The organism is Xanthobacter nonsaccharivorans, from assembly GCF_043194755.2.
GTDB lineage: Bacteria > Pseudomonadota > Alphaproteobacteria > Rhizobiales > Xanthobacteraceae > Xanthobacter > Xanthobacter autotrophicus_G.
The window spans coordinates 3894979-3917571 of record NZ_CM195526.1 but is presented as its reverse complement, the minus strand read 5'-3'; the positions used below and the strand labels follow the sequence as shown (position 1 = coordinate 3917571).

Sequence of the window (22593 nt, the reverse complement as noted above, 5' to 3'; positions counted from 1 at the left end):
GCTCGGACGGCCACCTTGGCCGCATGTCATTGTCCCCCGCCCGCCCCGCCGCCGCAAGGTCCGTCGCCGGACACGCTTCCCGTCCCGATCCCGAGGCCCTGCTCGCCTGGTATGATCGCCACCGCCGCCGTCTGCCCTGGCGGGCGGAGCCGGGTCGCCGGGCGGACCCGTATCATGTCTTCCTGTCGGAGATCATGCTGCAGCAGACGACGGTGAAGGCGGTGGGGCCTTATTTCTCCGCCTTCCTCGCCCGCTGGCCCACGGTGGCGCACCTTGCGGACGCGCCGCTGGAGGAGGTGCTCTCCGCCTGGGCCGGGCTCGGCTATTACGCGCGGGCCCGCAACCTGCATGCCTGCGCCAAGGCGGTGGTCGCGCGCCACGGCGGGCACTTCCCGCAGGACGAGGCGGCGTTGCTCGATCTGCCCGGCATCGGGCCCTATACGGCCGCCGCCATTGCCGCCATCGCCTTCGACCTCAAAGCGAGCCCGGTGGATGGCAATATCGAGCGCGTGGTGTCTCGCCTCCATGCGCTGGACGAACCGTTGCCCAAGGGCAAGGCGGCCATCAGGGCCAGCGCCGCCGCGCTCACCCCCGCCCGGCGTCCCGGCGATTTCGCCCAGGCGATGATGGACCTTGGCGCCACCATCTGCACGCCCAAGTCCCCCGCCTGCTCTCTGTGTCCCTGGATGGAGCCATGCGTGGCCCGTGCGGCAGGTGATCCCGCGCGCTATCCGGTGAAAGCGCCGAAGGGCGAGAAGCCGAGCCGTGCCGGCGTTGCCTTTCTCGCGGTGCGGGCGGACGGGGCGGTGCTGCTGCGCACCCGGCCCGACAAGGGGCTTCTGGCGAAGATGACGGAAGTGCCCTCCACCCCCTGGGGGCCGCAGCCGGAGGCTCCGGAAGAGCACGCGCCGCTGAAGGCCCGCTGGCGGCTTCTGCCGGGTGCGGTGGAGCACGTCTTCACCCATTTCGCGCTGACGCTGCGCGTGCTCCGCGCGGACCTGCCGATGAGCGCCGCCGCGCCGGCCGGGCATCGCTGGGTGGCGCCCGAAGGGTTCGATGCGGAGGCGCTGCCCTCCGTCATGCGCAAGGTGCTGGCGCAGGGCGGGATCGAGTAGGCCTATTCGGCCGCGATGCCCATCTCCGCCCGGAGGCGGGCGCGCAGCACGTCGATGGGGTGGCGGCGGCCTTCCTGCTCCACGTGCCAGAAGGTCCAGCCGTTGCAGGCCTCCGCCCCCTGGGCGAGGGCCCCGACGCGATGGATGGAGCCCACATTCTGCCCGCCGGACAGCGAGATGGTGCCGTCCGCGCGTACCACGGCGCGGAAACGGCCCTTGGCATCGGTGAGCTCGGCGCCGGGCGTGACGAGCCCGCGCTCCACCAAGGCGGAGAAGGCGACGCGCGGCGCCTCCCGGGCGCTCGGCGGGGCGACGAGGGCCTCTTCCGACAAGGGCTCGATGGCGTCGATGCGGGTGCGGGCGGCCTCGGCATAGGCCTCTTCCCGCTCGATGCCGATGAACGAACGGCGCAGGCGCTTCGCCACCGCGCCGGTGGTGCCGGAGCCGAAGAAGGGATCGAGCACCACGTCGCCGGGCTTCGTTGCCGAGAGCAGGATGCGGGCGATGAGCGCCTCGGGCTTCTGGGTCGGGTGGAGCTTGCGCCCCCCGGCGTCCTTCAGCCGCTCCTGGCCGGTGCACAGGGGGAACAGCCAGTCCGAGCGCATCTGCACGTCGTCGTTGCCGGCCTTGAGCGCCTCGTAATTGAAAGTGTATTTGGCGTCCGCGCTGCGGGCGGCCCAGATCAGGGTCTCGTGCGCATTGGTGAAGCGCCGGCCCCGGAAGTTGGGCATGGGGTTGGCCTTGCGCCAGATGATGTCGTTGAGGATCCAGAAGCCCAGATCCTGCATCAGCGCGCCGACGCGGAAGATGTTGTGGTAGGAGCCGATGACGAACAGCGTGCCGTTGGGCTTCAGCGCCCGCCGCGCGGCCAGGAGCCAGGCGCGGGTGAACGCATCATACGCCTGGAAGCTCTCGAACTGGTCCCAGGCGTCGTCCACCGCGTCCACGCGGCTTTCGTCCGGCCGCTTCAGCTCGCCGCCGAGCTGGAGGTTGTAGGGCGGATCGGCGAACACGAGGTCCACGCTGCCGGGGGGCAGCGCGGCCATCTCGCGCACGCTGTCGCCGAGAACCACCTGGTTGAGGGGCAGGGCCGGCACGTCGGCCGGCCGCCCGGAATTCGCCGCCAAGGGGGCGGTCTGGGAATACATCGGGCGCTCGTCGAACCGGCGCGCAGCCCGCCCAGCCGCCCCCTTGGCCACACTACGCATGACGCAACCCTACGCAACGCTCACTCACAGGGCGCAGTGTGGCGGCAAGGGGTTAAGGGCGGGTGAAGGGGCGACGCCCGGCATGCAGTTACGTCAATGAAGCAGGTTTACTTCCTGTTCATTCCTGACAGGGGTGCCGCCGGGCGTGATCTTCATCAGGGCGCTGGGGGAAATGCACGCCATTTCGGTGTAGCCGACCAACACGCAGAGGCCTGCGCCTGCGAGAAAGCCCAGGCCTCTGTTCGATCCGGCTGTGAGGGCCGGGGCCTCTACGCCGCCTTGATCTCGATCTTCTTCTCCTGCTTCTGGGCCTCGGCGGACTTCGGCAGCTTCACCGTGAGGACGCCTTTGGCGAAGCGGGCTTCCACCTTGTCCACGTCCACCCCTTCCGGCACCTTGAAGGTGCGGGTGAAGCAGCCGTAGCGGCGCTCGGAGAGGTAGTAGTCCCCCTCCTTTTCCTCCCGCTGCTCCTTCTTCTCGCCCCGTATGGTGAGGTTCCCGTTGGCGAGCTTCAGCTCGATGTCCTTATCGTCCATGCCCGGGAGCTCGGCCGTGATCTCGTATTCGTTCGCCCGCTCCGCCACGTCCATGGCCGGGGTGAGGGCGAGCGCGCCGAGGCGTGGCCATGGCATGTCGAGATCGAGGCCGCGGCGAGCGAAGGGAAAGCCCATGGCGCGGAAGTTGTCGAACACCTGGTCGATTTCCCGCCGCAGGTGATCGAAGGGCGAGTGCATCGCCGTCTGCGGTGTGGGCGCAGCCGTCTTGGGTGAGATCTTGACGGGTACTTTCTGGATGTCGGCCATGATCGTCTCCATGTCGAAGCAAACAATCGACCGGCAGGCGAAAGCCCGCCGGCGTCTCATCGGCTCTCGTGCGTGGGGCTTGCCACGCGCACAGGAAGTCGAAGCGTGATCAACGCGCCAGCCCGCTGGCATGCGGCACCGGCTCTTTCTGCATGCGCCTGCAAGATGTCGGCATTGTGCCGGCTCGCGGCACGTGGTGCGCAGGGGCAGGCGGCCGGGATGCCGCTGTGGCGCGGTCGGGGTCCGGATGTGCGTCAAGTCCGGGCGCCCTGCATCGAGTGACGAGGTTGCAGGATGCAGCCGCGTGCAGGGAAGGTGGGGGATCCGCGTCAGGGCGCCGGCACGCACCCTATCTTCCCGCGGGAAAGCTCCTTTTGCGTGCCGTCTGCCGAGACCAGCACATCGAGCGGATAGGTGAGAATGCTCGGATTGTCCCGCGGCGCCCCGGCGGCCTTGTAGGCGGGGGTGCAGATCTTCCCGTCGGGAATCTGCCGCTCCATGTCCTTCGGGATCTTCCCGTCCATCACGATGCTGGCCCAGCATCGTGCGTTGCTCTGGAGCATGGAGCAGGGCGCGTTGATGCCGCGCAGGTAGCCGAGCTTCAGGGCGCCGCTCTCGATGCCGATGCGAAGGGCGTCGGGGTCGAGGGCCATCGCATCCTTGAAGATCACCTTGCCGGTTTCCGCCTGCACGATGGCGAAGTCCGCTGCGCCCTGAGCATCCACGTAGGCGAAGAGCAGGAAAGGCCCCTTGCGGCCCTGGAGGATCATGTCCTCCATCTCCACCGTGGTGCCGGCGGGAACCGCGAGGGTGCAGGGGCCGGCCTTGTCCGGGACGATCCGCGGCTTTTTCGCCGTGGGCCCGTCGAAGACCTCATGCACCATGAGGTCCACGAAATAAGTGCATTTCGCCATCTCCGACTCGCTGTCGGATTTCGGCGCCACTTCCTTCACGTCGAGGGGCTTGTCGAAGGCCGGAGCAGCCCGGGAGAGGGCCGGCGCGAGCAGCAGGCCGGCCATCGCTGCGAGGGCGGCCATTGCAGGAAGACGCGGTGCCATGGCTCCCCCGAGCTTGTTCCGGCGGCGCGCCCATTGATCGTGCGGGCGCCGAACCCTGGCGCAAGCGTGGCCGGAAGGTCACGGTGCCGGAGCGCGGCGCCCCGGCCGGCTGTCGCTACTCCGCCGCCGCCTTGCGCTCCGGCACCGTCGGCAGGCCGTTGATCCTGGCCATCACGTCCACCAGCAGCGGCACGTTCTGCGCGCCGGCGCCGAGGCCCTCGGCGGTGGCATAGAGGTTCTTCACCGTGGCGCTGATGAAAGCCACTGCGCCCGTGTTGGTGGCAAGGTTGGTGACGTAGCGCATGTCTTTGTGGGCATTGGTGATGGTGAAGCGATGCGATTCGGCGTTGCCCTCCAGCGCATACCCCATGAAGGTCTGGTAGAAGCCGCAATCCATGCGCCCGCCGCGGATGACGCTGTCGAACACCGGCGCTGTCACTCCCGCCTTGGCGGCGATGGCGAGGGCCTCGGCATAGATGGCGCCATAGCCCAGCGACAGGAAGTTGTTGACGAGCTTCATGGTGTGCCCCGCCCCCGGCGCGCCCACCCGGACGATGCGGCTGGCGAAGGCGGCAATGGCCGGCTCCACCACGGCGAAAGCGGAATCCTCCGCGCCCACCATGGCGGAAAGGGTGCCTTCCTCCGCCTGCACCGGCGTGCCGCCCAGGGGGGCGTCGCAGAAAAAGATGCCGCGCTCCTTCAGCTCGGCGGCAAGCGCCATGGTGAGCGTCGGCTCGGAGGTGGAGGTGTCGATGATGTGGAGGCCGGGCTTCGCCGTGGAGAGAATGCCCTTCTCCCCGCGCAGCACCTCGCTCACCTGCGGCGCGCCGGTGACGCACAGCACGATGATGTCGCAGGCGGCGGCCATTTCGGCGGGGGACTTCACCTCGGTGGCGCCGCGGGCGACGAGGTCGTCCACCGGCGCGCGGTTGCGATGGCCCATCACGGCGAGGGGAAAGCCCTTGGCGAGGATGTTCTTCGCCATGCCGTGCCCCATCAGCCCGACGCCGATGAAGCCCACGCGTGCCTTGGTCATTGTCCGTCTCCCGAACCTGATGTGTTTGATTGTCGTCTTCGGTTGGTACCTTCCGTTAAATCGTTTAGCATGAACAAAAGGACGGCGCGAGGCGCGACAGATCCGGTTATAGGGATGCCCATGGACGAGACGACTCCCGCTCAGGCCAACGTGCCTCTCGGCAAGGTGACGCTCCAGGGGCTTGCCCGGGAGCTGGGCCTCTCCACCGCCACCATCTCGCTCGCGCTGCGCGACAGCCCCATGGTGGCCGAGGCGACACGCCTCAAGGTGCAGGAGGCGGCCCGCGCCCGCGGCTACGTGGCCAATCGCGGGGCGGCGGCGCTGCGCACCGCGCGGACCAATATCGTCGCCCTGGGCCTGCACGATATCGTCAATCCCTCCTTCACCGAGCTGCTCGCCGCGGTGGAGGAGGCGCTCACCGCGGCCGGCAAGACGGTGCTGCTGGGGGTGAGCCAGGAAGATGTGGCACGCCAGGCGCGCACCCTCGGCACGCTGGCCGAATACCGCCCCGATGCCTTTCTCGTCTCGCCCGCCGCCTCTTCCACGGTGGACGATTTGAAGGCGCTTGCCGCCACCGGCATCGCCGTGGTGCAGGTGACGCGCGAGATCGAGGGCTCCGGCTTCGATTTCGCCGGCTCCGACGATCGCACCGGCGTGGCGCTGGGAGTGGCGCACCTCGTCGCGCTCGGCCATAGGCGCATCGGCATGCTGGGCGGCTATGGCGCCATCTCCACCGGCCGCAAGCGCCTTGCGGGCTACAAGGCGGGGCTTGCGGCGGCGGGCATCCCCTTCGACCCCACCCTCGTCATGGAGGGGCCGGGCCTGAGGGAGGAGGGACGCCGCCAGCTCGCCCGCCTGCTGGCGCTTGAGGAGCCGCCCACGGCCGCCGTCTGCTTCAACGACCTGTCCGCCTTCGGCGCCCTCATGGGCCTGTCCGCGGCCGGGCTCACGCCGGGCAAGGACTTCTCGCTGGTGGGCTATGACGACATCGCCGAGGCCAAGCTCTGGCACCCTGGCCTCACCTCGGTGCACACCTTCATCGCCGAATATGGCCGCGCCGCCGCCGATCTCGCCCTGAAGCGGATTGCCGATCCCGGCCGTCCGATGGAACGGGTGGAGATGTCGCCCGAGCTGGTGGTGCGCGCCACCACCTGCCCGCCGGTGCCGGTGAAGCGCCGGCCCTTATGATCCTGCCCGTCACCGATGCCGATGACCCGCGCATTGCGGATTATGCCCACGTGCGCGAGCGCGACCTCGTGGGCCGGCAGGGGCGCTTCATGGCGGAGGGGGAGGTGGTGCTGCGCCTGCTCGCCTCCCGCCTCGGCACGGCGGGTGGGCATCGCCTCCTCTCGCTGCTTTTGTCCCAGGCGCAGGCCGCGCGTCTTTCCGACGTGATCGCCGCGCTGCCGGAGGAGGTGCCCGTCCATGTGGCGAGCCAGGCGGTGATGGACGAGGTGGTCGGCTTCCCCATCCACCGCGGCATCCTCGCCCTCGGCGCGGCGCGGGCGCTGCCGGAGCCGGCCGCGCTGCTCGATACGCTGGGGGAGCGGGCGCTGGTGGTGGTCGCGCTCGGCCTCACCAATCACGACAATATGGGTGGCATCTTCCGCAATGCCGCGGCTTTCGGGGCGGATGCGGTGATCATCGACGTGGCCTGCTGCGATCCGCTCTATCGCAAGGCCATCCGCGTCTCGGTGGGCGCGAGCCTGGTGGTCCCCTTCGTGCGGGTGCCCAATGCCGGCATGCTGCTCGAGCTGCTCGGCGCACGCGGCTTCGAGGTGGTGGCGCTCTCGCCCTCCGGGCAAGAGGTGCTTTCCCACCTTGCCCGCCCGCCCCGGGTCGCCGCGCTCTTCGGCACCGAGGGGCCGGGCCTGCCGCCGGAGCTGATGGCGCGCGTGCGGACCGTGGCCATTCCCATGGCGACGGGCTTCGACAGCCTGAACGTCGCCACCACCAGCGGCATCGTCCTCCATCACCTCGCCGGGGTGTGAGGCCTATTCCTCCGTGCTGCTCTCCCAGGTGGCGTGGCGCACGCCGGGGAGGGTGGCGAGCCGATCGGTAACGGCGTCGAGCTCGGCTGCGTTCACTGCCGTGCTCACCAGCTTCGCCACCAGGACCGCCGTATAGTCGGGGCCCGGCTCCTCCTCCACATCGCCGACCGGGTACTTGGCCGCTTCCAGCGCTTCGATGAGCTTGTCGCGCAGCGCGGTCAGGGCGGGGGTGTCCACCGTGAGGCGGACTTCATAGCTCACTTCGGAGTGTCGTTCGTCCAGCGGGATCCGGTCGATGAAATTGGCCACGGGCCGCAGGATGGTGTTGCCGGCGATGATGATGAAGGTGATCAGCACCGCCTCGCCGAGCATGTCCGTTCCGGCGCAGCTGCCCACGGCCGCCGAGCACCACAGGGTGGCGGCGGTATTGAGGCCGCGGACGTTGAGGCCTTCTTTCATGATCACGCCGGCGCCGAGGAAGCCGACGCCGGTGACCACGTTGGCGACGACGCGCATGGCGTCGGTGGGGCCACCGAGGCGCGCGGCCAGGTCGGCGAAGGCGGCGGAGCCCACCGCCACCAGCACGTTGGTGCGCAGGCCCGCCGTGCGCTGGCGATACTGCCGTTCCGCGCCGATGAGGGTGCCGAGGACGAAGGCGGCGAAAAGGCTCACCACCGTGTCGAGAAAGGATGCTGCATCGAAGGTCGCGATGAAACGCACGCCAGATCCCCGCCGTCATGCTTCGCTGTGGGCCCTTCCTCGCCGGCCGGCGGACTGCGGGCAAGGGAAAAAGGCGCGTGAAGACGTTTTCACAGCTTTGCGCGCCGGATTGTCGCGGCAGCGTGGAACTGCTAAAAACCTCGCCATGCCCCATGCGCGCGTGCATCTCAAGACCCTGAGCCGGGTGGCCTTCTGCGCCGCCGGGCCGTTCGCGCGCACCACGATGGAGTTCGCGGCGGTGCCGGACCACGTGCGCCTGCCGGGCCGCTTCTTCGGCCGCTTCACCACGGCCGCCTCGGCCCAGCTTCGCGCCTGACGCGCCCTTTACCGAAGCCATTTCGAGACCAGTCCGGCCGCTTGCGCGCGCGCCGGCCTCTCCTCAGGACAGGACACCATGAACGCTCCCGCGAACGGCCCCCGCACCCTCTACGACAAGATCTTCGACGACCACGTGGTCGCCCGCCAGGACGACGGCACCTGCCTGCTCTACATCGACCGCCATCTGGTGCATGAGGTGACGAGCCCGCAGGCCTTCGAGGGGCTGCGGGCGACGGGCCGCAAGGTGCGCGCGCCGCACAAGACCCTCGCCGTGGTCGACCACAACGTGCCCACCACCGACCGCACCCTGCCGAACCCCGACCCGGAGAGCGTCGCCCAGATCGCGGCGCTGGCGGAGAACACGAAGGAGTTCGGCGTCGAGTATTACGACGGCTTCGACAAGCGCCAGGGCGTCGTCCACGTGGTGGGCCCCGAGCAGGGCTTCACCTTGCCCGGCACCACCATCGTCTGCGGCGACAGCCACACTTCCACCCACGGCGCGTTCGGCGCGCTCGCCCACGGCATCGGCACGTCCGAGGTGGAGCATGTGCTCGCCACCCAGACGCTGATCCAGAAGAAGGCGAAGAACATGCGCGTCACCGTCACCGGGCCGCTGCCCGAGGGCGTGGGCGCCAAGGACGTGGTGCTCGCCATCATCGGCACCATCGGCACCGCAGGCGGCACCGGCTATGTGATCGAATATGCCGGGGACGCCATCACCTCCCTGTCCATGGAAGGGCGGATGACGGTGTGCAACATGTCCATCGAGGCCGGCGCCCGCGCCGGTCTGGTGGCGCCAGACGAGAAGGCGTTCGAATACCTCAAGGGCCGTCCGAAGTCCCCGAAGGGGGCCGATTGGGACGCCGCGGTGCGGTTCTGGCAGACCCTGCGCTCGGACGAGGGCGCGCACTTCGACCGCGAGATCCACATCGACGGCGCGAACCTGCCGCCCATCGTCTCCTGGGGCACCAGCCCGGAGGACGTGATCTCGGTGGAGGGCGTGGTGCCCGATCCGGAGCTGATCGCCGACGAGGGCAGGCGCGCCGCGAAGATCCGGGCGCTGGGCTACATGGGCCTTTCCGCCGGCACGAAGATCACCGACATCGCCCTCGACCGCGTGTTCATCGGCTCCTGCACCAACGGGCGCATCGAAGATCTGCGGCAGGCGGCGGCGATCGCCCAGGGCCACAAGGTAAATCCGAACGTCTCCGCCATGGTTGTTCCCGGCTCCGGCCTCGTGAAGGAGCAGGCCGAGGCGGAAGGGCTGGACCGGATCTTCAAGGAGGCTGGCTTTGAATGGCGGGAGCCTGGCTGCTCCATGTGCCTGGCGATGAATGCGGACCGGCTGAGTCCGGAACAGCGCTGCGCGTCCACCTCGAATCGCAATTTCGAAGGGCGCCAGGGCTTCAAGGGCCGCACGCACCTGGTGTCGCCGGCCATGGCGGCGGCAGCGGCCATCGCCGGCCGGTTCGTGGATGTGCGCGACTGGCCGAAGCAGGCGTGAGATAGACGTCTGCGCGGACGCCAGCGCACGACCGTACCATCAGGAAGGAGGGTGCCACCCCGGTGGCGCCCTTCGCCTTTTTTGCGGGTGCGAAGACGGTTCGATGCCTGTTGCAGGAAGGAGGCAGGCCAGCTGAAAGGCTGGTTCCATCCTTCACAATCGCGTGATCAGGCGGCGCGCAGAACCCCTGCCGTCTGACGGCCGGATCAGAAGATCAGGCTCGAAACAACGCCCGCGGTTGCGGCACTTGCCTCATGGGGGGCGAAAAACGCAGCAATTCCAAGGATTGTCACCAGCGCGCCGGTGACCGCAAGCTTCCGCAGCATGGCCACTCTCCCAAGTGGGGGTCTGCACGGTTAACGATGCAGGCCGATTAAGAGTTCCTTAACCAACATCTTCTGAACCCCGATTGATGCTTGTGTTCAGAAAGTGTTCAGGAAAGTCACGGCTCCGTGACGTCTGGCGCCTGAGGCCCTTTGCTCCGGCCTGTCTTGTCATGGGTTTGCTGCGATGCGGTAGGATAAGGGCTGCCGGTGAGCGGTAGGCAGGAAGGGGAGGCGGCATGGCGGCGGGTGCAGGAAGCGGCAGGAGCGCTTGGCATGATCGCCTCGCCCCGAGCCTCGATGAGCTGGCGCATCTCGCCGAGGAGGCGTTCGCCGACCTGCCGGAGCGTTTCCGGTCCCTGTGTGCCGGCATCGTGATCAAGGTCGAGGATTTCCCCACCGACGACGTGCTGGACGAGCTTGGGGCGGAGACACCGTTTGATCTGCTCGGCCTGTTCCAGGGCATCGGCAGGGCCCAGCAGGGCGCGGTGGCGCAGACCGGCCAGATGCCGAACATGGTGTTCCTCTATCGCCGACCGATCCTCGATTACTGGGCCGAGCACGAGGAAACGCTGGGGGATCTCGTCACCCATGTGCTCGTGCACGAGATCGGCCATCACTTCGGCTTGTCCGACGACGACATGGCCGAGGTCGAGGACCGAGCCAATTGACCGCAGGGAAGCCGTGTCCGGATCGCTGGACCGACTGCGGAGCTGGTCTTTAGAATGGATCAAAACAAGAGGAGTCGAGCAGTGCCTATCGATCCGACGCTTACGCGCTACGGCGCGCCCCTTCGCGCCCTGCACTGGCTGACCGTGCTGTCCATCATCGTCGTCTTCGGCATCACCTATGTGGAGCAGTTCTTTCCGCGTGGCAGCCCGGAGCGCGGCTGGATCTGGTGGACCCACATCTCCGTCGGTCTCCTCGTGCTGGCGCTGGTGGCCATCCGTATTCCGGCACGTGTGTTCGGTGCCACCCCCCCGGCCTCCACCGCGCTTTCGCGCCCGGTAAAGATCGCCTCCGAGGCGGCGCATGGCCTGCTCTACCTGCTGCTGATCGTGACGCCGATCGTGGGCATCTATTTGTCCTTCCTGCGCGGCAACGAAGTGTCCTTCTTCTCGCTCTTCACCATCCCTTCGCCGATCGCCGTGGACCGGACCGCCGCACGGCAGGTGCAGGAGGTGCATGAGCTGCTGGCCAATGCCCTCGTCATCCTGGCGTTGCTGCACGCCGCGGCGGCGGTGATCCACCACGTGGTGCTGAAGGACGACGTGCTGAAGCGCATGCTGCCGGAGCGGTGAGCGCGCTGAGGGGTTCCCACAGGCTTTGCCGGCTTTCACCTGCTGGGCAAGGCGGGACGCGCCTGTTATGAAATGCATTGGATGCGGCTGGCGAGCGCTCGCCAGCCGCATCGCCGTTCCGGTTCGCGAAGGGCGAGATGCCGTACTGGCAGGCCGGGCGCCACGACAGGCTCGCCAAAGCTGAAGGGTCCCATGGAGAAGTTCACCGTCCTCGAAGGCGTCGCCGCGCCGCTGAAGCTGGTCAATGTCGATACCGACATGATCATCCCCAAGCAGTATCTGAAGACGATCCAGCGCACCGGGCTCGGCAAGGGCCTGTTCTCCGAGATGCGCTACAAGGACGACGGCTCGGATAACCCGGACTTCGTGCTCAACCAGAGCGCCTACAGGAACGCCAAGATCCTGGTGGCCGGCGATAATTTTGGCTGCGGCTCCTCCCGCGAGCATGCCCCCTGGGCACTGCTCGACTTCGGCATCCGCTGCGTCATCTCCACGTCTTTCGCGGACATTTTCTACAACAACTGCTTCAAGAACGGCATCCTGCCGATCGTCGTGTCCAAGGACGACCTCGACAAGCTGTTCGACGATGCCGACCGCGGCGCCAATGCGACGCTCACGGTGGATCTCGAGGCGCAGGAGATTCGAGGTCCCGATGGCGGCGTGGTGACGTTCGACATCGATCCCTTCCGCAAGCGCTGCCTGCTGGAAGGGCTCGACGACATCGGGCTCACGCTGGAGAAGGCGCCGGCCATCGCCTCCTACGAGGCCTCCAAGGGCGCCGAGCGTCCCTGGCTCTGAAGCCGGGCGATGGCGGGGCGGGCAGAATTGGCCGAGGCCCGCCGCATCGCTGCGGCGGCGCAGGGTCCGGCGCGCCGCACCGTCGTCGTCGGCGGGTCCGCGGGCGCCCCCGCGGCGCTCATGAAGCTGCTGGCGGCCCTCGACCCCGATCTCGACGCCGGGGTCGTGATCGTCGTCCACCTCGGGGCGGACAGCCCCGACATGCTGCCGACCATTCTCGACACCGCCTCGTCCTTGCCGGTGGTGCTTGCGGGCGAGCGGCATCCAGTTGTCTCCGGACTCGTACACGTGGCGCCGAGCGGGTATCACCTTCTGGTGGACCGAGATCGCAATTTTGCCCTGTCGGTTGACGATAAGGTGTGCTGTTCGCGGCCCTCTATCGACGTACTGTTCAATAGTGCTGCCGAGGCGTATTCAGCAGCGCTGGCCGGCGTCCTCCTGACCGGGGCGAGCGGCGACGGGGCGGAAGGCTTGCGGCGGATCCGGGAGCTGGGAGGTTTGGCGCTGGTTCAGGACCCTGCAGAGGCGGAGGTGGAGACCATGCCGCGCGCGGCTCTCGCGCTGGCAGGGGCTGATCTGTGCGCTCCGGTGTCGGTCCTGGCCGCCCGCATCAATGGGTTTGGACGGCGATGACGACAGAGACCGTGCCCAAGATCCTGGTGGTTGACGATGTGAGGGCGAACCTCGCCAGCATGCGCCGCCTGCTGGCCCCGGTGAAGGCCGAGATCTTCGAGGCGCATTCGGGCAATGAGGCGCTGGCGCTTTGCCTCGACCATCGCTTCGCGCTGATCCTGCTCGACGTGCAGATGCCGGACATGGACGGGTTCGAGGTCGCATCCCTGCTCAACAACGATCCGTCCACCTGTGACATTCCCATCGTCTTCGTCACGGCCGCTTACCTCGATGATATCAACCGCCTGAAGGGTTACACCTTCGGGGCGGTGGACTACATCGCCAAGCCGATTAATGACGCCGTGCTGCTCTCCAAGGTGACGGTCTTCCTTGACCTGCACATCTCCAAGCTGCGCCTCAAGGCTGCCATGGAGGAACTGGAGAAACGCAATCGCCAGCTGGAGGTGGAGATCGACGAGCGCCGCCGGGTGGAGAAGCAGATCCGCCATATGGCGACTCACGACGCCCTGACCGGCCTCGGCAACCGCATCCTGTTCGTGGAGCATCTCTCCCGCGCCCGCTCCCAGGCGGAGCGGCACGGGCGATCGTTTGCCTTGCTCTACATCGATATCGACGGCTTCAAGCAGGTGAACGATCAGTACGGCCACGGCATGGGCGACAAGCTGCTTTGCGCCATCGCGCAGCGCCTGCGGGCGAACCTGCGGCACGAGGATTTCGCCGTGCGCCTCTCCGGCGACGAGTTCGCGGTGATCATGGTGGACCTCGCGGAACCATCGGTCGCCGTCGCCCAGGGCGAGCGGCTGTGTTCCCTGCTGGGCGAGCCCTATGGCCTTTCCCACGGGGATCGGGCGGCGACCCTCGTCGTGGGCGCAAGCATCGGCATCGCCATCTATCCCGACCATGCGCGCGAGGAGGCGGAACTGATCCGACTTGCGGATACGGCCATGTACGAGGTGAAGCAGCAGGGCAAGGCCGGCGTCAGCCTCGCGCCCGTCCGCCCTTCTGTTGAGGCCTGAACCGCTTCCGTCCGGCCGCCGCGCCATGATATCGGGAAGGGCGCCGGATTTCCCGGTCGTTCCCCCGGAACCCGCATGACGCGCCCCAAGATGACGCGCCCCAAAAGCCCCGCCGGCCAACCCCGCGACACCGCGCGGCCCGCGCTTGCGGCGCCGTCGCCGGCCAGCCGCTCCGTGGCGGTGGACCTCATCGCCGTGCTGGTGGCGGTTACGGGTGGCGAGCCGCGGGTGATGACCGTGGCGCGCGGCGGGGGGCTGCCCTCCGGCCCCTTCGAGCTGGCGCATCGCTCCCTCCAGCAGGGCCTGCGCGACTGGGTGGAGCAGCAGACCCATCATCCGCTCGGCTATGTGGAGCAACTCTATACGTTCGCCGACAAGGACCGGGCGGAGGGGGAGGAGGCCCAGCGCACCATCTCCATCTCCTATCTCGGCCTCGCCCGGGAGCAGGGCGCGGCCGAGGGGGGCTGGCACAATTGGTATGAATATTTTCCGTGGGAAGACCATCGCGCCGGCCCCCCGGCGGTCATCGGGAAGGTCCTGGCCCCGGCGCTCGCCGGCTGGGCGGAGGCCGGCGTGGGCGCGGCCGGGCGGGCCGCACGGCGCCAGCGCGCATCTGTCACCTTCGGTCTCGAGGGCGAGCCTTGGAACGAGGAATTGACCCTCCAGCGCTACGAGCTGCTCTACGAGGCCGGCATCGTGGCGGAACGCCTGAGGCGTGACGGGCAGGAGGATCTGGCCGCGGAGGCGAGCGGCGCCGGACGGCCCATGATGGCCGACCACCGGCGCATCCTCGCCACCGGGATCGCCCGGCTGCGGGCCAAGATCAAGTATCGCCCGGTGGTGTTCGAGCTGATGCCGCCCACCTTCACTCTGCTGCAATTGCAGCGCTGCGTTGAGGCCCTCGCCGGCCGCACGCTGCACAAGCAGAATTTTCGCCGGCTCATGGAGCAGCAGGAACTGGTGGAGGAGGCCGGCGGCACGACCTCCGAAGCCCTTGGCAGGCCTGCAAAACTCTTCCGTTTCCGCCATGCGGTGCTGGAGGAGCGAGCCCTCGCGGGAACGAAACTGCCGCTTGCGCGCTCTTGACAGAACTTATGCTCAGGATAAGCATATTGCCGGAATATGCTCAAACTGAGTATAAAAATGGAAACGCTCTTCGCCCCCTCTGCCCCGACCCGTGCCGCGCCTGCGCGTGCCGATGTCCTCGCCCGCACCGCGCCGCTCTATGACCGGGTGCGCCGGGTGGTCCCGCCCGCTGACTGGGCCTTTCTCGCCGAGGATGCGGAAGCGATCCTGCGCCTGAAGCGGGAGCGCAACGCGGTCATCCTGGCGCACAATTACCAGACGCCCGAGATCTTCCACTGCGTGGCCGACATCGTCGGGGACAGCCTGGCGCTGGCCCGCGAGGCGACCCGCGTGGACGCTGACGTGATCGTGCTCGCCGGCGTCTACTTCATGGCCGAGACGGCGAAGATCCTGAACCCGGGCAAGACCGTCCTCATCCCCGATGCCGGGGCGGGCTGCTCCCTGGCCGATTCCATCACGGCGCAGGATGTGCGCCTGATGCGCCAGGCCTATCCGGGCCTGCCGGTGATCGCGTATGTGAACACCTCGGCCGCCGTGAAGGCGGAGGTGGACGTGTGCTGCACCTCCGGCAACGCCGCGCGGGTGGTGAAATCCTTCGGTGTGCCGAAGGTGATCATGCTGCCCGACCAGTATCTGGCGAAGAACGTGGCGGCGGAGACGGGGGTGGAGATCATCTCCTGGGCCGGCCAGTGCGAGGTGCACGAGCTGTTCACCGCCGCCGACGTGCGCGAGCTGCGCGCCGCCAATCCGGGCGTGACCGTGCTGGTGCATCCCGAATGTCCGCCCGAAGTGGTGGCGGAAGCGGATTTCGCCGGCTCCACGGCCGCGATGGCGGACTATGTGGGGACGAAGCGCCCGTCGCGCGTGGTGCTGCTCACCGAATGCTCCATGAGCGACAACATCGCCGTGCAGTATCCGGATCTTGATTTCGTGCGGCCCTGCAATCTGTGCCCGCACATGAAGAAGATCACGCTCGCCAACATCCGCAAGGCGCTGGAGGAGAACCAGCACGAGGTCGTCGTCGCCCCCGATGTCGCCGAGCGCGCCCGCGGCTCGGTGGAACGGATGCTGGTCCTGTGACCGCCGGGCTCGACGCCCTCTCCGGGCGGCCCGTCATCGTCGGCGGTGGCATCGCCGGGCTCACGGCGGCGCTTTTCCTCGCCCCCGAGCCGGTGGTGCTCGTGACCCGTGCGCCGCTGGGCACGGATGGCTCCAGCCCCCTGGCGCAGGGCGGGATCGCCGCGAGCGTGGGGCAGGACGACGATGCCGACCTCCACCTCGCCGATACGCTCGGCGCCGGTGACGGCCTGTGCGATGCCGACGCCGCGCGGCGCATCCTTGCTGCGGGACCGGAGGCGGTCGCGGCGCTGGAGAGGCTGGGCGTCGCCTTTGACCGCACCGGCGACGGCGCCCTGGCGCTGGGGCTGGAGGCCGCCCACAGCCGGCGGCGCATCGTCCATGCGGATGGCGACGGCACCGGGCGGGAGCTGGTTCGCGCGCTCACGGTTGCGGCGCTGGCCTGTCCCTCCATCACCGTGGTGGAGGCGGAGGCGCGGCGCATCCTCGTTCAGGACGGCGCGGTAGCTGGTCTCATGGTGGCGGGGCCAGCCGGCGGCGCGGTGCTGCGCACGCGCCGCCTCGTGCTGGCGACCGGAGGCGTCGGAGCGCTCTACGAGCACACCACCAATCCCGCGTCCTCCTTCGGGCTCGGCCTGGCGTTGGCCGCCGAGGCGGGGGCGGAGCTGGCCGACCTCGAATTCGTGCAGTTCCACCCCACGGCGCTCGCCACTCCGGCGCGCCCGCTGACCTTGGTGAGCGAGGCGGTGCGCGGTGAAGGGGCGATCCTCGTGGACGGCGCCGGCCGCCGCTTCCTCGAAGCCGTGCCGGGGGCCGAGCTCGCCCCGCGCGATGTGGTCGCCCGCGCCGTGTGGCGCGAGATCACTGCCGGTCGCGAGGTCTTCCTCGATGCGCGGACCTGCCTCGGCGCCCGCTTCCCGGCCCGCTTCCCGGCCATTGCGGCGGGCTGCCGGGCTGCGGGGATCGATCCGGTCACCGATCTCGTGCCCATCCGGCCGGCCGCGCACTACCACATGGGCGGCATCGCGGTGGATGCGGAGGGCCGCAGCACAGTGGAGGGGCTGTGGGCGGCGGGAGAAGTGGCATCCACCGGCCTTCACGGGGCCAACAGGCTCGCCAGCAACTCCTTGCTGGAGGCGGTGGTGTGCGGCCGCGCCGTCGCCGCGAGCATCGCCGGGACACCCGAGCGCCGGTCCGTGCGTCTTGTCCCGGCCACTCTGCCGGCGGCACCGGATCCGGCCCGCGTGCGACCTGTGGTCTCCCGCTTCGTGGGCGTGACCCGCGACGCGGCGGGGCTTTCGGACGCGGTCTCCCGCCTGCTGCCGCTGGCGGCGGGCGAAGGGCCTGCCGCGGCTCCCGCAAAAGTGGGGCTGATGATGGCGGTATCGGCCCTTGCCCGGGAGGAGAGCCGCGGCGCCCATGCGCGCACGGATTTCCCCACCCCCGCCCGTGCAGTCCAACGCTCCCGCCTGACCCTGGACGGCGCCTTCGCCGCCGCCCGTCGCATCGCCGCGCCCGAGCGCGTGCTCGCTTTCTCCAACTGACGGATCGCCCATGGCCCAAGCGACGGCCCTCGACCCGCTCCCCGAGCTGATGGTGGAGCCCATTGTCCGCGCCGCATTGCTGGAAGACCTCGGACGGGCCGGGGACATCACCACGGATGCGGTCGTCCCGCCGGGGCACGTGAGCCGCCTCGTGCTCGCCGCCCGGCAGCCCGGCGTGGTGGCCGGGCTCGACTGCGCGCGCCTCGCCTTTCGCCTGCTGGATCCCGCCATACGCTTCACGCCCGTCATCGGCGATGGCGCGGCGGTCGCTCCCGGCACGGTGCTGGCGGAGGTGGAGGGTTCCTCCCGCGCGCTGCTGACCGGCGAACGCACGGGGCTGAACCTCGCCTGCCGCCTCTCCGGCATCGCCACGGCCACGGCGGGGCTGGTGGAGGCCATCGCCGGCCACCGGGCGCAGATCGTCTGCACCCGGAAGACCACGCCGGGCCTGCGGGCGCTGGAGAAATATGCCGTGCGCGCCGGTGGCGGCGCGAACCATCGCTTCGGTCTCGATGATGCGGTGCTGGTGAAGGACAACCACGTGGCCATCGCCGGCTCGGTGGCGGAGGCGGTGAAGCGTGTGCGCGCCCGTGCCGGGCACATGGTGAAGATCGAGGTGGAGGTGGACACCCTCGCCCAGCTGGAAGAGCTGCTGGCCCTCGGCGCCGACGCGGTGCTGCTCGACAACATGACGCCGGACACGCTGCGGGAGGCGGTGCGTATGGTGGGTGGAAGGATGCTCACCGAGGCGTCGGGCCGGGTGAACCGGGAGACCGCGCCAGCGATCGCGGCCTCGGGCGTCGATCTCCTCTCGGTGGGCTGGCTCACCCACAGCGCGCCCATCCTCGACATCGGCCTCGACTGGGTGGGGTAGTCACCCCGTCGCCGCGCGCACCAGCTCCTCCTCGGCCTCGGCGAGGAGGGCGTCGTTGGCTTCGCCGCCGACGCTCTCCTGCCCGATCTCCAGCAGCACCGGCACCGCCAGCGGGGAGACGTGGTCCAGGGGCTGGTGGACGATGCGGCCGCGGATGCGGGTCAGCATCTCGCCGAGCCGCTTCACGTCGAGGAGCCCGGTGGCGGCGTCCGCCCGCGCGGCGCGCAGCAGCAGGTGGTCGGGCTCGTGCCGGCGCAGCACGTCGTAGATGAGGTCCGTGGAGACGGTGACCTGCCGCGACGTCTTCTCCTTCCCCGGAAAGCGCCGCTCGATGAGACCGGCGATGACCGCGCAATAGCGGAACGTGCGTTTCATCAAGGCGCTTTCGGCGAGCCAAGCCTCCAGGTCGTCGCCCAGCATGTCCTCGTCGAACAGGTCGGCGAGCGAGAGGCGTCCCTGCTTCACCGCGAGGCTCATGTCGCCCGCCGCATAGACGGCGAGCGCGTAATCGTTGGCAACGAAGCCGAGCGGCTTCAATCGCGCCCGCTCCAGCCGGCGGGTCAGCAGCATGCCCAGGGTCTGGTGGGCCAGGCGGCCCTCGAAGGGGTAGGTGACGAGATAGTGCCGGCCGGCCTGCTCGAAGGTTTCCACCAGCAGGTCGTCGCGCCCCGGCAGGCGGGAGCGGGCGCGCTGCAATTCCAGCCACTCGCGCACCTGCGCCGGTAGCGCGGCCCAGCGCTCGGGGGCGGCGAGTAGCGCCCGAACGCCGGCGGCGAGGAAGGTGGAGAGGGGAAACTTGCCGCCCGCATAGGCCGGCACCCGCGGCTCCTTGGCCGTGGTGCGGGAGACGTAGACCTCGTCCTCGACCAGCGCCTCGTAGCGCAGGATCTCTCCCGCGAACACGAAGGTGTCGCCCGGCACCATGGTTTCCACGAAATATTCCTCCACCTCGCCGAGCAGCCGCCCGCCGAACCGCACGCGGCCGGCGACGCCGGTCTTCGGTGATCCGCGCGCCGAGACGAGGCGCACCTTCAGCATGGAGGCTTCGACGATGGTGCCCACGTTCAGCCGATAGGCCTGCGCCACCATGGGGTTGGCGACACGCCACAGTCCGTCCTTGGTGCGGCGGATCTTGGCGTAGCGCTCATAAGCCCTGAGGGCGTAGCCGCCCGTGGCGACGAAATCGAGCGCGGCATCGAAATCGGCCCGTGTCAGCTTGCGGTAGGGCGCGGCGGAGCGGATTTCGTCATAGAGGGCGTCCGCGGCGAACGGGGCGGCGCAGGCCATGCCGAGGATGTGCTGGGCGAGCACGTCCAGCGCCCCGGCCCGCTCCGGCGGGGTGTCCTGCGCCCCCGCCTTCACCGCCTCCAGCGCCGCGCGGCATTCCAGCACCTCGAAGCGGTTGGCCGGCACGAGCACGGCGCGTGAGGGCTCGTCGAGCCGGTGGTTGGCGCGGCCGATGCGCTGCATGAGGCGCGAGGCGCCCTTGGGGGCGCCCACGTTGATGACGAGGTCCACATCGCCCCAGTCGATGCCGAGGTCGAGGGAGGAGGTGGCGACGACCGCCTTCAGTTTTCCAGCCGCCATGGCCGCCTCCACCTTGCGCCGCTGCTCCACGGCGAGGGAGCCGTGGTGGAGGGCGATGGGCAGGTTGAGGTCGTTGATGCGCCAGAGCTCCTGGAACAGGAATTCGGCCTGCCACCGGGTGTTGACGAAGGCCAGCGACAGCTTGTTCGCCGCCATCATGGCGTAGATCTCGGCGAAGGCGTGCTGGGCGGTGTGGCTCGCCCAGGGCATCTTCTGCCGGCTCTCAAGCATGGAGATGTCCGGTGCCGCCCCGCCCCGCGCCACCACGAGGTCGGCCAGCGGCCCCGTGCCGTCCTGCGGCACCAGGTAGCGGCGCAGGTCGTCCGGCTCGGCGACAGTGGCGGACAGGCCGACGCACTGGAGGCCGGGCGCGATGGCCCTGAGCCGCGCCAGCGCCAGGGACAGCAGGTCGCCGCGCTTGGAGGTGACGAGGGCGTGCAGTTCATCCAGCACCACCCGCTTGAGGCCGGAGAAGAGGTGCTCCGCATCCTTCGAGGCGAGGAGCAGGGAGATCTGCTCCGGTGTGGTCAGGAGGATGTCCGGCGGATCGCGCCGCTGGCGTTGCCGGCGGGAGGAGGGGGTGTCGCCGGTGCGGGTCTCTACCCGGATGGGCAGCCCCATCTCGCTGATGGGCGTTTCCAGGTTGCGGGCGATGTCCACCGCCAGAGCCTTGAGTGGGGAGATGTAGAGCGTGTGCAGCGGCGAGGCCGGCTGTTCCGCCTGCCAGCGGGCGAAGGGAACGGGCGGAGGGGCCGCATCGCCCGTCGCGGGAAGGTCGGGTGCCGTGGTCGCGCGGCTGGCGCGCCTGGCCCTGCCGCCGCTGAGCTCGATCAACGTCGGCAGGAAGCCGGCCAGGGTCTTGCCCGCGCCCGTCGGCGCGATGAGCAGCACGGACCGCCCCGCCTGCGCGGCGGCGACGAGGTCGAGCTGGTGCGCGCGGACGGTCCAGCCCCGTGCATGGAACCAGCGCCGGAACGCATCTGGCAGCGCGCCATCCGTGGCGGCGGACGCGGGAACACCGGAGCGGGGGGTGGTTCGTCGGGAGCGTGGCACCCGCCCAAGATAGGCATGCCGAACCGCTTGCGCGATGGCGGCCACGCGACGTCGCACGAGAGTGGTGATGCGGCGTTGCATCATACTACCGTCGTTTATATCGCGCGCCGGTTCAGCGGGTGCGTCGGGCGCGGCTCGCAATCAGGAACGCCGGAAACGCGGGACTGGCTGTACCGCCCCATCGAGCCGGACATGCCGCTTCGCTCTCACCCGCCCTGCCGCGGCGTCGGCGCCAAGGGAATGGGGTCTTAATCGCTCGTCAACCGTCCCGGACGCATGGTGCGAAGCATGTTCCGCACCGGAGTTGCCGTCCCATGATGTCGCGCGCCGACCGCACCGTGTTGAGCGAATGGTGGTGGACGGTGGATCGTGCCCTGCTCGCGAGCCTCGTCGGGCTCATGGTCATCGGCATCATCCTGTGCCTCGCCGCGAGCCCGGCGGTGGCCGCGCGGCTCAACATCGCGGACCCGTTCCACTTCGTGAACCGGCAGGTGCTGTTCCTGATCCCGGCCGCGGTGGTGATGGTCGCCACCTCCTTCCTTTCGCCCCGCACCCTGCGCCGCACCTGCGTGGTTGTGTTCGGCCTCTTCTTCGTGCTGCTGCTGGCCACCCTCGTGGTCGGGCCGGAGGTGAAGGGCGCGCGGCGCTGGCTCACCATCGCCGGTGTCACGGTGCAGCCCTCCGAATTCATCAAGCCGGCTTTCGTGATCCTTGCCGCCTGGCTGTTCTCCGAGAGCACGCGGCGGCCGGAGATGCCGGCGCAACTGCTCGCCTTCGGCTTGCTCGCAAGCGTGCTCGGCCCGCTGGTGAAGCAGCCGGACTTCGGCCAGAGCCTTCTCATCTCGCTGGTGTGGGCCTCCCTGTTCTTCCTCTCGGGCCTCAGGTGGATCTGGATGGTGGGCCTCGTCGGCGTCGGCGCCGGCGGCGGCTTCATCGCCTACATGACCGTGTCGCACGTCCAGAAGCGCATCAACCGCTTCCTCAATCCGGATTCCGGCGACACCTACCAGATCGACACGGCGCTCAACTCCTTCCGCAATGGCGGCTGGTTCGGCCAGGGGCCGGGCGAGGGCACCATGAAGCGCCTTCTGCCGGACGGGCATACCGATTTCGTGTTCGCGGTGGCGGGCGAGGAGTTCGGCATCATCCTGTGCCTCATCATCCTCGCCTTGTTCGCCTTCATCATCCTCCGGTCGCTGTCGCGGGCCTCCCACGAGAGCGATCCCTTCGCCCGCTTTGCCATCACGGGCCTTGCGCTGCTGTTCGGCCTGCAGGCGGCCATCAACATGGCGGTGAACGTGCACATCGCTCCCGCCAAGGGCATGACGCTGCCCTTCATCTCCTATGGCGGCTCCTCGCTCATCTCCATCGCCTTCGGCATGGGCATGCTGCTCGCCCTGTCGCGCAAGCGGCCGGGGGCGGCGGCGCTGGCCGCGCTGACCGAGGCCAGGCAGCCTTCGCCGGAAGGCGTCGCCCGCCCCCGTGCGGTGGAGCCGCCGGCTGGTGCCGTGGCGGACCCGGCCTGACGGGGCGCCGCCCGGGTCTTTT

At 69.1% G+C, this 22593-nt stretch carries 21 protein-coding genes; 15 read left to right on the top strand and 6 right to left on the bottom strand.

What is annotated here, in order from left to right:
* The first annotated feature begins 23 nt into the window (after window positions 1–23).
* Window positions 24–1115, top strand: coding sequence for an A/G-specific adenine glycosylase (gene mutY, locus V5F59_RS17890; RefSeq protein WP_393976555.1), 1092 nt, complete (start codon window positions 24–26; stop codon window positions 1113–1115).
* Between the two features lie 2 nt (window positions 1116–1117).
* On the opposite strand, the gene V5F59_RS17885 is transcribed toward mutY, so the two are convergent.
* The 4 genes from V5F59_RS17885 to V5F59_RS17870 all read right to left on the bottom strand — a co-directional run bounded on the left by V5F59_RS17885 (window position 1118) and on the right by V5F59_RS17870 (window position 5220).
* On the bottom strand, window positions 1118–2263 hold the full coding sequence (locus V5F59_RS17885; RefSeq protein ID WP_393976554.1) for a site-specific DNA-methyltransferase: 1146 nt from the start codon (window positions 2261–2263) through the stop codon (window positions 1118–1120).
* A gap of 329 nt (window positions 2264–2592) precedes the next feature.
* Complete coding sequence (locus V5F59_RS17880) at window positions 2593–3126, bottom strand: Hsp20/alpha crystallin family protein (RefSeq protein ID WP_393976553.1); 534 nt, start codon at window positions 3124–3126, stop codon at window positions 2593–2595.
* A gap of 329 nt (window positions 3127–3455) precedes the next feature.
* On the bottom strand, window positions 3456–4184 hold the full coding sequence (locus V5F59_RS17875) for a hypothetical protein (RefSeq protein WP_393976552.1): 729 nt from the start codon (window positions 4182–4184) through the stop codon (window positions 3456–3458).
* 115 nt (window positions 4185–4299) lie between these two features.
* Window positions 4300–5220, bottom strand: a complete 921-nt coding sequence (locus V5F59_RS17870) for an NAD(P)-binding domain-containing protein (protein WP_509211109.1) — start codon at window positions 5218–5220, stop codon at window positions 4300–4302.
* A 120-nt stretch (window positions 5221–5340) separates the two neighbouring features.
* Between V5F59_RS17870 and V5F59_RS17865 the strand changes: the two genes are divergently transcribed.
* Both V5F59_RS17865 and V5F59_RS17860 read left to right on the top strand, forming a co-directional pair.
* A complete protein-coding gene (locus V5F59_RS17865) occupies window positions 5341–6408 on the top strand; it encodes a LacI family DNA-binding transcriptional regulator (RefSeq protein ID WP_393976551.1) in 1068 nt (355 codons plus the stop codon).
* A complete protein-coding gene (locus V5F59_RS17860; protein ID WP_393976550.1) occupies window positions 6405–7211 on the top strand; it encodes a TrmH family RNA methyltransferase in 807 nt (268 codons plus the stop codon). Before V5F59_RS17865 ends, V5F59_RS17860 begins: the two co-directional genes overlap by 4 nt.
* A gap of 3 nt (window positions 7212–7214) precedes the next feature.
* On the opposite strand, the gene V5F59_RS17855 is transcribed toward V5F59_RS17860, so the two are convergent.
* Window positions 7215–7931, bottom strand: a complete 717-nt coding sequence (locus tag V5F59_RS17855) for an MgtC/SapB family protein (RefSeq protein WP_393976549.1) — start codon at window positions 7929–7931, stop codon at window positions 7215–7217.
* A 145-nt stretch (window positions 7932–8076) separates the two neighbouring features.
* Here V5F59_RS17855 and V5F59_RS17850 point away from each other — a divergent pair, with 145 nt between their 5' ends.
* The 11 genes from V5F59_RS17850 to nadC all read left to right on the top strand — a co-directional run bounded on the left by V5F59_RS17850 (window position 8077) and on the right by nadC (window position 18405).
* The gene (locus tag V5F59_RS17850) at window positions 8077–8247 is read left to right on the top strand and encodes a hypothetical protein (protein ID WP_393976548.1); all 171 of its coding nucleotides are present in this window, start codon (window positions 8077–8079) and stop codon (window positions 8245–8247) included.
* A gap of 78 nt (window positions 8248–8325) precedes the next feature.
* Entirely contained in the window at window positions 8326–9753 is a 1428-nt protein-coding gene (leuC, locus tag V5F59_RS17845; RefSeq protein WP_393976547.1) for a 3-isopropylmalate dehydratase large subunit, read from the top strand.
* A gap of 562 nt (window positions 9754–10315) precedes the next feature.
* A complete protein-coding gene (locus V5F59_RS17840) occupies window positions 10316–10747 on the top strand; it encodes a metallopeptidase family protein (RefSeq protein WP_393976546.1) in 432 nt (143 codons plus the stop codon).
* An 81-nt stretch (window positions 10748–10828) separates the two neighbouring features.
* Window positions 10829–11377 carry a cytochrome b gene (locus tag V5F59_RS17835; RefSeq protein ID WP_393976545.1) on the top strand — a complete coding sequence of 183 codons (549 nt, stop codon included), beginning with the start codon at window positions 10829–10831 and terminating at the stop codon, window positions 11375–11377.
* A 192-nt stretch (window positions 11378–11569) separates the two neighbouring features.
* The gene (gene leuD / locus V5F59_RS17830) at window positions 11570–12175 is read left to right on the top strand and encodes a 3-isopropylmalate dehydratase small subunit (RefSeq protein WP_393976544.1); all 606 of its coding nucleotides are present in this window, start codon (window positions 11570–11572) and stop codon (window positions 12173–12175) included.
* Between the two features lie 27 nt (window positions 12176–12202).
* Window positions 12203–12808 carry a chemotaxis protein CheB gene (locus V5F59_RS17825; protein WP_393976543.1) on the top strand — a complete coding sequence of 202 codons (606 nt, stop codon included), beginning with the start codon at window positions 12203–12205 and terminating at the stop codon, window positions 12806–12808.
* Entirely contained in the window at window positions 12805–13824 is a 1020-nt protein-coding gene (locus V5F59_RS17820) for a two-component system response regulator (protein WP_393976542.1), read from the top strand. The genes V5F59_RS17825 and V5F59_RS17820 overlap by 4 nt, the downstream gene beginning before the upstream one ends.
* Before the next feature lie 75 nt (window positions 13825–13899).
* Window positions 13900–14910: an NUDIX hydrolase gene (locus V5F59_RS17815; RefSeq protein ID WP_393976541.1), complete on the top strand. Its 1011-nt coding sequence runs from the start codon at window positions 13900–13902 to the stop codon at window positions 14908–14910.
* 57 nt (window positions 14911–14967) lie between these two features.
* On the top strand, window positions 14968–15990 hold the full coding sequence (nadA, locus tag V5F59_RS17810) for a quinolinate synthase NadA (RefSeq protein ID WP_393976540.1): 1023 nt from the start codon (window positions 14968–14970) through the stop codon (window positions 15988–15990).
* The gene (locus V5F59_RS17805) at window positions 15987–17531 is read left to right on the top strand and encodes an L-aspartate oxidase (RefSeq protein WP_393976539.1); all 1545 of its coding nucleotides are present in this window, start codon (window positions 15987–15989) and stop codon (window positions 17529–17531) included. Before nadA ends, V5F59_RS17805 begins: the two co-directional genes overlap by 4 nt.
* A gap of 10 nt (window positions 17532–17541) precedes the next feature.
* On the top strand, window positions 17542–18405 hold the full coding sequence (gene nadC, locus V5F59_RS17800; RefSeq protein ID WP_393976538.1) for a carboxylating nicotinate-nucleotide diphosphorylase: 864 nt from the start codon (window positions 17542–17544) through the stop codon (window positions 18403–18405).
* On the opposite strand, the gene V5F59_RS17795 is transcribed toward nadC, so the two are convergent.
* Window positions 18406–21129: a ligase-associated DNA damage response DEXH box helicase gene (locus tag V5F59_RS17795; protein WP_393976537.1), complete on the bottom strand. Its 2724-nt coding sequence runs from the start codon at window positions 21127–21129 to the stop codon at window positions 18406–18408.
* Window positions 21130–21359: 230 nt separating this feature from the next.
* Between V5F59_RS17795 and ftsW the strand changes: the two genes are divergently transcribed.
* A complete protein-coding gene (gene ftsW / locus V5F59_RS17790) occupies window positions 21360–22571 on the top strand; it encodes a putative lipid II flippase FtsW (RefSeq protein ID WP_393976536.1) in 1212 nt (403 codons plus the stop codon).
* Window positions 22572–22593 lie beyond the last annotated feature (22 nt).

What these genes read in the sequence shown, in the direction of transcription:
- mutY (WP_393976555.1), top strand. Translation starts at nt 24, where the DNA reads ATGTCATTGTCCCCCGCCCGCCCCGCCGCCGCAAGGTCCGTCGCCGGA.
- V5F59_RS17885 (WP_393976554.1), bottom strand. Translation starts at nt 2,263, where the DNA reads ATGTATTCCCAGACCGCCCCCTTGGCGGCGAATTCCGGGCGGCCGGCC.
- V5F59_RS17880 (WP_393976553.1), bottom strand. Translation starts at nt 3,126, where the DNA reads ATGGCCGACATCCAGAAAGTACCCGTCAAGATCTCACCCAAGACGGCT.
- V5F59_RS17875 (WP_393976552.1), bottom strand. Translation starts at nt 4,184, where the DNA reads ATGGCACCGCGTCTTCCTGCAATGGCCGCCCTCGCAGCGATGGCCGGC.
- V5F59_RS17870 (WP_509211109.1), bottom strand. Translation starts at nt 5,220, where the DNA reads ATGACCAAGGCACGCGTGGGCTTCATCGGCGTCGGGCTGATGGGGCAC.
- V5F59_RS17865 (WP_393976551.1), top strand. Translation starts at nt 5,341, where the DNA reads ATGGACGAGACGACTCCCGCTCAGGCCAACGTGCCTCTCGGCAAGGTG.
- V5F59_RS17860 (WP_393976550.1), top strand. Translation starts at nt 6,405, where the DNA reads ATGATCCTGCCCGTCACCGATGCCGATGACCCGCGCATTGCGGATTAT.
- V5F59_RS17850 (WP_393976548.1), top strand. Translation starts at nt 8,077, where the DNA reads ATGCCCCATGCGCGCGTGCATCTCAAGACCCTGAGCCGGGTGGCCTTC.
- leuC (WP_393976547.1), top strand. Translation starts at nt 8,326, where the DNA reads ATGAACGCTCCCGCGAACGGCCCCCGCACCCTCTACGACAAGATCTTC.
- V5F59_RS17840 (WP_393976546.1), top strand. Translation starts at nt 10,316, where the DNA reads ATGGCGGCGGGTGCAGGAAGCGGCAGGAGCGCTTGGCATGATCGCCTC.
- leuD (WP_393976544.1), top strand. Translation starts at nt 11,570, where the DNA reads ATGGAGAAGTTCACCGTCCTCGAAGGCGTCGCCGCGCCGCTGAAGCTG.
- V5F59_RS17820 (WP_393976542.1), top strand. Translation starts at nt 12,805, where the DNA reads ATGACGACAGAGACCGTGCCCAAGATCCTGGTGGTTGACGATGTGAGG.
- V5F59_RS17815 (WP_393976541.1), top strand. Translation starts at nt 13,900, where the DNA reads ATGACGCGCCCCAAGATGACGCGCCCCAAAAGCCCCGCCGGCCAACCC.
- nadA (WP_393976540.1), top strand. Translation starts at nt 14,968, where the DNA reads ATGGAAACGCTCTTCGCCCCCTCTGCCCCGACCCGTGCCGCGCCTGCG.
- nadC (WP_393976538.1), top strand. Translation starts at nt 17,542, where the DNA reads ATGGCCCAAGCGACGGCCCTCGACCCGCTCCCCGAGCTGATGGTGGAG.
- V5F59_RS17795 (WP_393976537.1), bottom strand. Translation starts at nt 21,129, where the DNA reads ATGATGCAACGCCGCATCACCACTCTCGTGCGACGTCGCGTGGCCGCC.
- ftsW (WP_393976536.1), top strand. Translation starts at nt 21,360, where the DNA reads ATGATGTCGCGCGCCGACCGCACCGTGTTGAGCGAATGGTGGTGGACG.